The 12,444-nt window shown below is 55.4% G+C and carries 9 protein-coding genes, 1 other RNA gene and 1 pseudogene; 3 read left to right on the top strand and 8 right to left on the bottom strand.

Annotated elements, in window-relative coordinates:
- Position 1 precedes the first annotated feature (1 nt).
- The 3 genes and pseudogenes from AAC01S_RS06010 (at position 2) to AAC01S_RS19865 (ending at position 2,595) form a co-directional block, all read left to right on the top strand.
- The gene (locus AAC01S_RS06010) at positions 2–1,132 is read left to right on the top strand and encodes an ATP-binding protein (protein ID WP_067620377.1); all 1,131 of its coding nucleotides are present in this window, start codon (positions 2–4) and stop codon (positions 1,130–1,132) included.
- A gap of 29 nt (positions 1,133–1,161) precedes the next feature.
- A pseudogene (locus AAC01S_RS20185) lies at positions 1,162–1,608 on the top strand (TniQ family protein); the annotation flags it as partial.
- A gap of 120 nt (positions 1,609–1,728) precedes the next feature.
- The gene (locus tag AAC01S_RS19865; protein ID WP_245630099.1) at positions 1,729–2,595 is read left to right on the top strand and encodes a hypothetical protein; all 867 of its coding nucleotides are present in this window, start codon (positions 1,729–1,731) and stop codon (positions 2,593–2,595) included.
- Between the two features lie 183 nt (positions 2,596–2,778).
- On the opposite strand, the gene ssrA is transcribed toward AAC01S_RS19865, so the two are convergent.
- The 8 genes from ssrA to tpiA all read right to left on the bottom strand — a co-directional run bounded on the left by ssrA (position 2,779) and on the right by tpiA (position 12,404).
- Positions 2,779–3,150: a transfer-messenger RNA gene (gene ssrA / locus AAC01S_RS06000) on the bottom strand.
- 268 nt (positions 3,151–3,418) lie between these two features.
- On the bottom strand, positions 3,419–3,889 hold the full coding sequence (smpB, locus tag AAC01S_RS05995) for an SsrA-binding protein SmpB (protein ID WP_067620371.1): 471 nt from the start codon (positions 3,887–3,889) through the stop codon (positions 3,419–3,421).
- A gap of 95 nt (positions 3,890–3,984) precedes the next feature.
- On the bottom strand, positions 3,985–7,035 hold the full coding sequence (gene rnr / locus AAC01S_RS05990) for a ribonuclease R (protein ID WP_245630098.1): 3,051 nt from the start codon (positions 7,033–7,035) through the stop codon (positions 3,985–3,987).
- An 86-nt stretch (positions 7,036–7,121) separates the two neighbouring features.
- Positions 7,122–8,312, bottom strand: coding sequence for an MFS transporter (locus AAC01S_RS05985; protein ID WP_067620572.1), 1,191 nt, complete (start codon positions 8,310–8,312; stop codon positions 7,122–7,124).
- 149 nt (positions 8,313–8,461) lie between these two features.
- Positions 8,462–8,704, bottom strand: a complete 243-nt coding sequence (secG, locus tag AAC01S_RS05980; protein WP_067620368.1) for a preprotein translocase subunit SecG — start codon at positions 8,702–8,704, stop codon at positions 8,462–8,464.
- Positions 8,705–8,757: 53 nt separating this feature from the next.
- Positions 8,758–10,038 (bottom strand): phosphopyruvate hydratase, encoded by a 1,281-nt coding sequence (eno, locus tag AAC01S_RS05975; RefSeq protein WP_067620365.1) that lies wholly within the window; start codon positions 10,036–10,038, stop codon positions 8,758–8,760.
- A gap of 30 nt (positions 10,039–10,068) precedes the next feature.
- Positions 10,069–11,637 carry a 2,3-bisphosphoglycerate-independent phosphoglycerate mutase gene (gene gpmI, locus AAC01S_RS05970; RefSeq protein WP_067620361.1) on the bottom strand — a complete coding sequence of 523 codons (1,569 nt, stop codon included), beginning with the start codon at positions 11,635–11,637 and terminating at the stop codon, positions 10,069–10,071.
- On the bottom strand, positions 11,634–12,404 hold the full coding sequence (gene tpiA / locus AAC01S_RS05965) for a triose-phosphate isomerase (RefSeq protein WP_067620356.1): 771 nt from the start codon (positions 12,402–12,404) through the stop codon (positions 11,634–11,636). The genes gpmI and tpiA overlap by 4 nt, the downstream gene beginning before the upstream one ends.
- Between the last annotated feature and the right edge of the window lie 40 nt (positions 12,405–12,444).

Here is a 12,444-nt window from a genome sequence, read left to right as displayed (position 1 = left end):
CATGAAATTGAATATTCCCGCTGATCGGTTAACGGCCAAGTTCCCGAAAGAACTCCTACAAGAGTCGGTTCACCAAAGGCTCAGGTTTTTTCATGAACAGAAGTTACGGCATCCCAATTTACATCATCTTGAAGAAACGCTCTTCCGCGTAACGATCGACCCTGGTTCCGCGGAACTGTTATTTGTCATGGGTCCAAGTGGAGTTGGCAAAACGACGCTCATCGAAGACTTTGAAAAGAAGCTTGTTCAACATTTCTATGCCGAGATGGAGAACGATGCAGGCTTTATTCCTATTGTTCGGATTGAGGCCAAAGCTCCTCATGGAAAAGGAAACTTTAGCTGGAGTGATTTGTACACTGAAGTCCTTCGAATCCTGAATCCCGTCCTGATGGATGATCGGAATCGTTCGTGGGTTCAGCGTCTGAAATTAGACGAACTGAGGCGTGATATGTTGAAGGCACTTCACCATCGAAAAACACGCGTGATGATCATCGACGAAGCACAACACCTTGGTAAAGTCGCGAGCGGGAAGAGCATGAATGACCAGATGAACAATTTAAAAACCATATTCAACCTTACTGGTGTAACGATTATCTTGGTCGGCACCTACGAGCTTTTGCCCGTAAACGAGTTAAGTGGACAACTTGGACGACGTTCGTTCAGGTATGATTTCTTTCGCTACATGAACACGAATCGTCGTGATATTGAGATATTTACAAATGTGGTTCTTGAGTTCCAACGTCGTCTTCCTTTCCAGGAAATGCCGGACCTTCTCAGTCACGTGGAGGAGCTCTATGCACACTCCATTGGCTGTGTCGGCATTCTCAAAAATTGGCTGGAACGCGCACTTTCACTGGCACTTCACCAAGGTGATGATACGATGCGATTGGAGCACCTCCAGGCAACGGCTCACGATGCAGACACATGTATGCGGTTGTTGGCCGAAGCACAGGCGGGTGAGGCATCATTTTACAGAAGAAAAGAATCCGAAGAACTGTTACGCCAAGCGTGTTCGTTCTCTGTTGGGCTTGAGTCAACTCGAGAAAGTGTTTTCACAGAAACCAAGGAACATAAGAGACACAGACCCGGACAGCGTAGGCCGACACGCGACAAGACGGGAACAGAAGTCTGAATATGCCGAGATGATCGGAGTTGAATTTAATGGACTTCACATGGATAGAGGAACCAAAGCCGGAACTGAAATCCCCGAAACGAAGCTTGTTATTTAGGCTTGAACCGATTGGTATTGGGACAATATACGTAGAAAGTCTTTGTAGTTACCTTTGTCGGTTGGCTGAGGAACACGGCTTAACTCTACCTTTGCTATACCGGACACTATTTGATCAAGGTCGACCCGTGACTTTTTCACAATTCAATGCGTGTAGTAATAAGACAGAACGTTACGTCGAATTGTTAGAAAAAGCAACATATCACACAAACCTTCGTTTCATGACATTTCTCCCATGGAAGCATCTCGTGTCCTCTTACAAACTTGGGAGTGTTCGAAAATGGTGCCCGTACTGTCTACAGGAATGGGCGAATACCGGACAAACAATCTATGAGCCTCTTTTATGGTTCGTTGCTGCTTTGCAAACTTGCCCAGTTCATCACACAAACCTCGTGAATTCGTGTCCCAATTGTTCTTATACACAGACTGACTTCATGAACAGCACCTCTTATCGAGTTGGACATTGTGCCAAATGCGGTGCATGGCTGGGTCAGGAAACGATGAACTTAGAAAAGGAACTTAGCGATCCATATGCAGCTTGGACCGAAGAAACGATATGCAGTATGATAACCGCATTGACGGAAACATGGATTACTGAGTTGAAACCCGAAACTTTCATGAGATTCTTTACATATGTTCGTAGCAAACTTTCAACAGAGTCCAGTTTATATCGTACAATTTCTACACGAATGTGCGTTGCAAGGCGCATTGAATTAGACACGTTAATTCAAATGACCTATGAAACACGTTTGCCGTTTATACAGTCTATCCGTATATTTGAGATGAATAGACGGGAACTCCCTATAAAAGGGATTCGACCACCAAGAAATCATCTGGACAGTCATACGCTTGAAAGATATAAAGAAGCACTTTCCATTGTTCTTAAAAACCCTAATCCACCATCAGTGGTGGAATTAGCAAGGGAATTGAATACGAGCTGTAATGTCCTAAAAGCTCACTTTCCGAAAGAGTACAATGAGTTATCACGAATGAGGGCGCAAAAGAAAGCAAATACGTTGGCACAAATAAGAAAACGCGCACTATCGTTGATAGTGGAGTTGAGGCCGGAAGAACTTTCGGTTAAACGAGTTGCTCAAGAGTTAGGCAATTACAGTTGGTCTTCGTTTAAACGACACTATCCTGATTTAGTAGAACTTATAAAACAAAGAAGGCAAGAATACGAACAAGAGTTCCAACTGAAGATGTACAAAGAAGTCTATGACATTTCTATTTATTTACTGGAAAGAGGGATGTATCCGAGCCAAGTGAGATTACAGAACCTAATTTCTTCTCAGGTTAATGTGCGACAACATCTGTATCGAAAAGCTGTAGAGAAAGCAATAAAAGACTTTAGAGAAAGAAATTGATTTCATTATTATAAAGAACAAAAACGTCCCTTGCCGCAGACAGCCACTGTCCCGGGTCGCTGTTTATCATCCACGACTCAATTTAAACCATAAATTGTCCCATACTAATTTAAAGCATAAGCTGTCCATCTTGGACAACTTATGCTTTAAATCACAAACCACAGTTTTGGTCGTGGTTTTACATGGTGGAGGCGACGGGAATCGAACCCGCGTCCGAAGATCTCGCTACATGCACATCTACGGGCGTAGACCGTCTACTGAAGTCCCTGCCACCCGCGGACGATCACGCTGGTGCACAGGCGAGTTCGCTAAAGTTTCGTCGGTGGCCCGCGAACAAGGTCATCGGCTAGTCTGCTAAGTTGACGTTACAGGGTGTGCACAGACAACACACGATGTAACGGTCTCGTTGCTAATTAGGCAGCGAGAGCGAGATTGCTGTTTGAGGTAAAGCTCTTAGCTTTGCCAGTTAAAGAAAGTCCGCGTGATTAACGTGTGCGCAGCCCCACGGCCCGCCGTACATGCTCGAACAACCCCCGTCGAATCCAAAACGCCCCCGCGTTTTGGGTCCAAGCCTGGCGTGATTGCATGGACGGACACACCAACCAATGGATGGACTCCACTTGGTGCGACATGAAGGTACTACACAGCAATCTCTCAGTCTATGGTTTGCTTCAAGGTACTCATCTCATGTGTCGATCACGATGGAAGGCGAATCACCGCCATCGCTTCAGCGACACTGTTACTATACCACGCGCTGGTGGCCCCTACAATGGTCACATCGTGGTGACTTTCACTCGGCGTTGCCAAATTTGCCAGCCGTTCGTTACGCTCTCTGTCGATCTCGGAGCGCGCGCTCTATCTCCCGATTGGCATCGCGCTTCTTCAACGACTCGCGCTTGTCGTGCAGCTTCTTGCCCTTCGCGAGACTCAGCTCGACCTTTGCAAAGCCGTGCTTCAAGTACACTTTCGTCGGTACCAGCGTATACCCTTGCTCGCGAACCGCACCAAACAGGTAATTGATCTCTTTGCGGTGCAGGAGACATTTGCGGGTCCGGAGCGGATCGTGATTGAAACGGTTGCCCTGTTCATACGGGGCCACATGCATATTGTGCAAAAACACTTCGCCTTTCTCGACGCGGGCATATGCGTCGCGAAGGCTGACCGAACCCTTGCGCATCGACTTGATTTCTGTTCCCGTGAGCACGAGACCAGCCTCAAACGTCTCCTCGATAAAATAATCGTGGTACGCCTTTCGGTTTTGCGCGAGAATTTTCCCCTCGCCAGACTTGGCCATACGTGTCACTCCAACATGCATCAAGATTGATTGCAGCGTGCAAATGATCTTACCACGTTATGGCCGTCCGAACAAGTGTACTCAACAAGGTGTGCTTATCTGCCGCGCTTGCGGCTGCTGGCGCCTTTGGACCCGGCCACGGATTTGCTTCCCCCGTGTTTCGCGGCAAACTTTGCGCCGGCCTTAGCGCCGCCTTTGTGCTTCTTGGCAGACGATCTCCGTCCGTCGGCATACACGTAGTCATCGCCGCGACCCCGTGTGGGCGCTGAGCGATCGCGGCGGCGACCGCCTCCCCCCTCGCCGCGTGCGTCCTCTCGACCTCCCCAGGTGCGATAGCCGCCTGTGCGGCCTTCGCTGCGTGAGCGATCGCCTGACGCCGGACGTTCATCCGAGGTCCGACGCGGATTGCCGCCGGCGCCTGCCCTACTGCCGCGATCGGCGCTGCCACCACGACCTGCACGTCCTCCGCGATCCGCACCGCTCCCGCGACCTGCACTGCCGCGGCCAGCGTTACCCCCGCGACCCGCGCTGCTGCCGCGGCCAGCGTTGCGACGGCTGCCGCCTTTGGATTCGCGATCCCGCCGCTCAAATCGATCACTCTCTGAATCGCTGCGACCGCGGCGGCCGGAGCCTTGCTCGGCTTCGCGGGATTCGCGCAATTCGCGCGGATCAGGGAACTCCGCATCCCACTCGTCGTACGGCATGTCTTCTGCCAATCCCTGCCCCGCCGCAAACTCGGGGTGGCGGGCGTCGACGGCCGGATCTTCGTGATCGTGCAGGACCAAAGCGTCTCGTCGGCGTCCATCGCGGCTGAATCCACCTTCGACGCTGCGTCCGGCCGCTCGATCCCGGCGCACGCGCCCAGTGTGCCCGCTGCCACTTTGACCCGCGCCTCGGCGCGGCGCATCGGACGAGGACGCTTCCCGTCGACGGATGCTTTGCGTGCGCTCCTTGGGCGACAAATCTTCATCATACACGATGGCCTCACTCCCCTCACCGCCGACGAAAGTCGCTTCGCGACGATGTTCGACGAGTCCAAAATCGATCCGCAAATCTTCCTTGCTGGCGCGGGCGACGTAAATTCGGACGGGATCGCCGATGCGGAACACCCGTCGGTTGCGTTCGCCGATAAGCGCCATCTGGCGTTCATTCAACACGTAATAATCGTCATCCAGCGCGCTGATGTGGATGAGTCCCTCCACACCGTTGTCGAGCTGCACGAAGAGGCCGAATTGGGTCGCGCTCGTGATGATGCCGTCGAACTCTTCGTCGATGTGGGATTGCATATATTCCACCATTTTCAGTTGATCCACTTCCCGTTCGGCGTCCTGGGCAACGCGTTCCCGCTCGCTCGATTGGCGGCTCGCTTCTTCGACGAATTCCCGCAGCTTCGCTTCGCGTTCCGGCGTCAGTCCCCCGAGTAGCACCTCCCGCATGATGCGGTGGATCGTCAGGTCTGGATAGCGCCGAATGGGCGACGTGAAGTGCGTGTAGTATTCCGCGGCCAGCCCAAAGTGGCCCGTGCATTCCGGTCGGTATTTCGCTTGTTGCATGGATCGGAGCATGACCGTGGAAATCATTCGCGCTTCGCGCGTTCCTTGCACTTTCGCCAGCACTTCCTGGAGTGCGCGCGGATGGACCTTGCTGCCGCCTGCGCCTTTCAGATGGAAGCCGAAGTTGTGGAGAAACGCGTTGAGATCGATCATCTTGTCCGCGTCCGGCTCTTCGTGGATACGATACACAAACGGAACGCCGAGCCAATGGAAGTGTTCGGCCACCGTTTCGTTTGCGGCGAGCATGAACTCCTCAATCAACCGTTCGGCGATCGACCGCTGGCGCGGGATGATTTCCACCGGCTCGCCGAGATCGTTCACCTTGACGTAGATTTCGTCGAAGTCGAAGTCGACTGCGCCGCGCCGCATCCGCTTTTCGCGCAGGATCAGCGCCAACGTCTCCATCCGCTGAAACATTGGCACCAGCGGGGCATACTCCTCGATGAGCGCTTCGTCGCGTTCGACGAGAATCTTGCGGACGTTGTTGTACGTCATGCGAGCCGCCGTTTTGATGATGCTCGGGAAGATGTCGTGACTGACGATGCCCCCGTTCGCGTCGATCTCCATCACACACGACATCGTCAGCCGATCCACCTGTGGATTGAGTGAACAAATGTTGTTGGACAGGCGTTGCGGCAGCATGGGAATGACGCGATCCACCAAGTACACGCTGGTCCCGCGCCGGAACGCCTCCTTGTCGATCACGCTGTTTTCCTTCACGTAGTAGCCAACATCCGCGATATGCACGCCGAGTTCATAGTTGCCGTTCTGCAGTTCCTTCACGTGTACCGCGTCGTCGAGGTCCTTGGCGTCGTCGCCGTCGATGGTCACGATGGTCTCGGAGCGCAGATCGCGGCGATGTTGGATCTCGTCGGGATCGATCTCAAGCGGAATCGCCTCCGCGGCGCGCAGCACGGCCTCGGGGAAGGACTCAGGCAGACCGTGCTTGCGAATGACGGCGAGGATATCGACGCCGGGTTCGTCCGGGTGCCCGAGCACCTCCACCACTTTCCCGACGGGTCCGTGCGTTGCGGATGGGAATGAAGTCAGTTCGACCACGACCACATAGCCGTCATGCGCGTCGCCAATTGCCTCTTTCGGAATGAAGATGTCCTCCGACAGCCGTTTGTCCATCGGGTGCACGAACGCGTGTTGCGGATAGATGGTGATCTTGCCGACCAGGCGCTCGTTGGCCCGCTCGACCACTTTCACGATCACGCCTTCGCGATGCTGGCCGCCCTTCGTCTTCGTCTCAACGACCTTCGCCAGCACCTTGTCTCCGCTCATCGCCCCGTTCATTTCGGTTGCTGGGATGTAGACGTCGGGTTCGCCGCTCTTTTCAGGCAGCACGAAGCCAAAGCCGCGGGCTTTCATCTGAAGCTTGCCGAGGACGAGATTCATTTGCTCCGGCAAGGCATACCGGTTGTTCTTTGTCCGCATGATGTCGCCTTGGTCTTCCAGCTCGTTCAACATCTTGATAAAGTCCCGGAAATCCGCGGCTTTCGCGATGTCGAAGACGTCGCACAACTCTTGTGCGGTCAACGGCTTGTAAATATCGCTCTTCATATACTCGAGCAGTTCTTGTCTATCCAATGTGGTATCACTCCATGCCCCATCTTGTCTCGTACTAGTATGGACACAATTGGGTGAGATCGCCACTCTTTGTGGTGGAAACTTTTTCAGCGCGAACCTGAACGAGTTCCCCGAGCGCGGCCCGGTGCCAAAAAGAACGACGTGACGAGCAAAGCGAGAGCAAGGATGTCCAGCGCTTCGAATGAGAATCGATACTGGCCGTACACGTCTTTGATGGCGCCAGCGAGCATCGGCACGACGCCAGATATAATGTATCCGCCGCACTGCATCATCGCGGTCCACCGACTTGCATCCTCGCCGTTTGAAGTTTCGTCAAGCGGCAGAATGAGCAAAATCGGGAACAGTCCGCCAAGGCCAACGCCCAAAAATACGTCGGCGACCCAGGGACCAGCCGGTCCATTCCAAAAGCCGCACACCGACAGGCCAATCACGGTGGCGACACAGGAGAGGACCAGCCACGGTGTACGTGAGCGAGAACGATTGATGAAAATCGGGATGATGAGACTCGACACCATTTGAATCAACGAAAAGGTCGTCAAGACCATCCCGGCTGTCGCAGCCGTGTAGCCAAGTTCCTCCGCTTGCGGAGCCAGCCACGTCGTTACAGAGTAATAAACGCCAGACTGCAACCCGAATGCCACCAGCAAGAGCCATGCCCGGCCTTCTCCCCACGGGAGGCCGCGTCGCCTGACTCCATTGCGAAGAACGTCCGGTCGATCCGGTCGAGGCGTCAACACAGGCAGCCACATGAAGAGGCCGATGAGCGAGAGGATGGCCCAGACCGCCAAAGCCCCATTCCAGGAAGAGAGGGCGGTCGAAATCGGGATCGACAAGCCGGCGCTGATGGTCGCGCCAACGCCGATACCAAGAGAGTAGATTCCGATCATCGTGGGCGCTTGGTCAGGGAAGTGCTCTTTGATAAACCCGGACAGCAAGGGCCCGATCACAGCGATGCCGACGCCGGCGGCAAACGCGGTCACAAGCAGCGCGACGGACGCGTCCGTGAAGACGCGAGCACCCGTGGCCAAGCCAATCAAAATCACACAGTACAGGATGGCGCGATTGATCCCGAAACGCAGTCCGACGGAACTTGTCAAAGGCGCGAAGACTCCCATGCAAAAGACCGGGATCGAAGTCAGCAAGCTCGCCGTGAGGGCGTTCATCTGCAAATGTTGCTGTATCTGCGTCATCAACGGGCCAATCGACGTGATGGCTGGCCGCAGACTGGTCGAAACGACAAACAACACCAACACCAAGTACCACGATTTCTGCCTCAACAACATCACCCCATATGTACGTGATCGTGCCCGCAACCAAGTTCTTCACACCGCACAAAAACAGGGCCGACGCCCCTGCCATCTTCGATGACGGACGTCCGGCCCTTCGGTACACCTCTTGTGGACACCACGATACCAAGCTGTTCACATTACTTAATATTGTAATGATAAAACGCCGCAATCAGCATCGTGATGAGAAACAACAGGATGGCCAACACCACAGTCACCTTGCCCAACAGCGAGTCCATTCCTTTGGCCCGCCGGTTGGACGACTGGTTGGAACCACCCGTAATCACTCCCGACAATCCAGCACTGCGACCCGACTGGAGCAGGATGACGAGGACGAGTAACGCGCACAATGCGACGAGAACGACCTTTGCCGCCAACATCATCTGCCTGTCACCTCCGCTCCACGCGATTTCCGACGATTAGTCTACCATGAAAATCAGCGTTGTACAAACGCGGATTTTCCAGCGTACTGTGCAGCCCCGCCCAACTCTTCTTCGATCCGGAGCAGCTGGTTGTACTTCGCAACGCGATCCGTACGGCTTGGCGCACCTGTCTTGATCTGGCCAGCGTTCGTTGCAACCGCGATATCGGCGATGGTGGTGTCTTCACTTTCGCCCGAACGGTGCGAGATGATGGACGTGTAGCTGGCGCGTTTTGCGAGTTCGACGGTGGCAAAGGTCTCCGTCAACGTGCCAATCTGATTGACCTTCACGAGAATCGAGTTGCCTACGTTGGACTCGATGCCGCGTTGCAGACGATCCACGTTGGTGACGAACAAATCATCGCCGACGAGCTGCACCTTGCTGCCAATCGCCTTCGTCAGTTTCGCCCAGCCTTCCCAATCGTCCTCGGACAGGCCGTCCTCAATCGAAACGATAGGATACTTCGCGAGCAGGGATTCGTAGTACGCAATCATTTCGTCCGCCGAACGCTTTACGCCTTCGCCCTCAAAGTGGTAAATGCCGTCCTTGAACAACTCGGTCGACGCGGCGTCGATGGCGATGGATGCTTGCTCGCCTGGGCGATAGCCTGCTTTCTCAATCGCTTCGACGATAATTTGAATGGCTTCTTCGTTGGTCTTCAAGTTCGGAGCGAAACCGCCCTCGTCACCGACCGTGGTCGCCAACCCTTTGCTGGAGAGAACGCTCTTCAAGTTGTGGAAGATTTCCGCCCCCATGCGCAAAGCTTCGCGGAATGTCGGCGCGCCGTGCGGAACGACCATGAATTCTTGGATGTCGACGGTGTTGTCCGCATGTTTGCCGCCGTTGAGAATGTTCATCATCGGCGTCGGCAATGTGCGCGCGTAGAAACCGCCCAAATAACGGTACAGCGGAAGTCCGACTTCTGCTGCGGCAGCTTTTGCGACCGCCATGGATACGGTCAGAATCGCGTTGGCGCCCAGTTTCCCTTTGTTCGGCGTGCCGTCGAGTGCAATCAACAGATTGTCGATCTCGACTTGATCCAGCGCATCTTCGCCAATCAGTTCCGGCGTGATGATTTCATTGACGTTTTTCACAGCTTCCAGGACGCCTTTGCCCAGGTAGCGGCTCTTGTCGCCATCGCGCAATTCCACAGCCTCGTGCGCGCCTGTGGACGCGCCGGACGGAACGATGGCGCGTCCAATCACGCCGCTCTCCAGTTCCACTTCCACTTCAACCGTCGGGTTCCCTCGCGAATCCAATACTTCGCGGGCATGTACGTCATAAATCTCTGACATTCCACTCACTCCTCAATGTGATTCCTGTCTTCACTCGTGAACGATGATGGACGTCCCCGTCATCTCGGTCGGCTGCTCGACGCCCAGCAAATCGAGCATGGTCGGAGCCAAATCGGCCAAGACGCCGCCGCTGCGAAGCTTGACGTCCTTGGAGGTGACGATGCAAGGCACGGGATTCGTCGTATGCGTCGTGCACACTTCGTGCGTATCCGGGAAGTACATGACGTCGGCGTTGCCGTGATCGGCCGTCACAATCGCCACGCCGTCGACTTCGGAAATCGCGTCGAGAACGGTCTTCAGGCACGTGTCGACCGCCTCACACGCCTTGATGGCCGCTTCCAACGAACCCGTGTGGCCGACCATGTCTGGGTTGGCGAAGTTCAAGATCATGGTGTCGATCTCGCCGCTGCGCATCCGCTTCGCGGCCGCGTCCGCCACCTCGAACGCGCTCATTTCTGGTTTCAAATCGTACGTCGCGACTTTCGGCGAAGGGATCAGGATCCGCTCTTCGCCTGGAAACTCGGCCTCTCGTCCGCCGGAGAAGAAGAACGTGACGTGCGGGAATTTCTCGGTTTCCGCAATGCGCAGTTGCGTCAATCCGGCGTTGGCGACGACCTCGCCGTACGTGTTGTGCGGGCTGTCCGGCGGGTACGCGATTTCGCCGCCGACCGTGTCGCTGTACTTCGTCATCGACACGAAATGTACGTGCGGCGGGCGAGGGCCGCGATCAAACCCGTCAAATCCGTCATTGGTAAACGCCTGCGACAGTTGGATTGCCCGGTCCGGCCGGAAATTGAAGAAGATGAGCGAATCGCCGTCTTCCACCTTGCCGACCGGATTGCCCGACGCGTCGACGTGCACAATCGGCTTCACGAATTCGTCTGTGACGTCCGCCTCGTACGAAGCTTCGATGGAGGCGACGAGATCCGACGATTTCTCGCCTTCGCCGTGAACCATCAGATTGTACGCCTGAGAGACGCGCTCCCAGCGCTTGTCGCGGTCCATCGCGTAGTAACGCCCGATCACGCTGCCGATCACGCCGACGCCGAGATCGGCCATGAGCGACTGCACGCGCTGCACAAAACCTGCGCCAGTTTTGGGCGAGGTATCGCGGCCGTCGAGAAACGCGTGGACGACCACGTTGGGCACGTTGAGGCCGGCCGCCATGCGGAGGAGCGCAAGCAGGTGATCGATGTGGCTGTGCACCCCGCCGTCGGATACCAATCCGCACAGATGCAGGGTTTTGCCGTTCCGGATGGCGGCGTTCATCGCCCGCTTCAAGACATCGTTCTGGTAGAAATCCCCATCACGAATCGCCTTCGTGATCTTCGTCAAATCCTGATACAGGACACGCCCGGCGCCAAGATTGGAGTGACCGACCTCGGAGTTCCCGAATTGCCCTTCAGGAAGTCCAACCGCCTCGCCGCTCGCGGTCAATTGCGTGTGCGGATAGGTCTCCCACAGTTTGTCGAAGTTCGGCGTATTGGCCAGATAGACCGCGTTCCCCTCGTGCGTCTCGTTCAACCCGAATCCGTCGAGAATGATGAGTGCGACCGGTCCCTTGCCGCTTGGCCGCGGTTTGCGTTGAAATCCGCTCATCGAACCACACCCCTTACCGCCTCAGCCATCGCCACGAAGGACGTTGGATCAAGACTCGCGCCGCCGACCAGCGCGCCGTCGATATCATCCTCGGCGACGAACGAAGCGATGTTATCCGGCTTCACGGAGCCGCCGTACAAAATGCGAACCTGAGAAGCTGTGTCTGCCCCGTGTTTCTCGGCGATGATCGCGCGAATTTCCTTCGCCACGTACTGGGCGTCGTCCGGGGTTGCTGTCTTCCCAGAACCGATGGCCCAGACTGGCTCGTACGCGATCACGACGCCCGCGACCTGCTCTGCCGTCAATCCTTCCAGGCCGTGCCGCACTTGGCCCGTCACGACTTCCTTGGTGATGCCGTCCTGTTTCTGGGAAGAGTTCTCGCCCACACATAGCACCGCCGTCATGCCTGCTTCGAGAATCGCGCGCACTTTCTGGTTGACCAATTGATCCGATTCGCCAAACAACATGCGCCGCTCAGAATGTCCAGCCAGGACATATTTCGTCCCGAACTCGGCAAGCATACCCGGGGCTATCTCGCCCGTGTACGCGCCCTCCTTTTCCGGATGCACGTTTTGCGCACCAAGTTTCACCTGCGTCGGCAGCATCACGCGCAACACGTGCAAGGTCGTGAACGGCCCGCAGATGGCGTATTCGACGTCGTCGCCAAGCGCAGCCGACTGTTGCCCGAGCGCTTCGGCGAACGCTCTCGCCTCCGCCACCGTCTTATACATTTTCCAATTTCCCATCAGCAAAGGAATCCTGGCCATCGCTATCCCACCTTTCTCATCGTGTGATACTACACAGCCG

Origin of the sequence: Alicyclobacillus acidiphilus NBRC 100859 (assembly GCF_001544355.1) — a bacterium.
GTDB classification, from domain to species: Bacteria; Bacillota; Bacilli; order Alicyclobacillales; family Alicyclobacillaceae; genus Alicyclobacillus; species Alicyclobacillus acidiphilus.
This window is presented reverse-complemented; position numbering and strand designations above follow the sequence as displayed.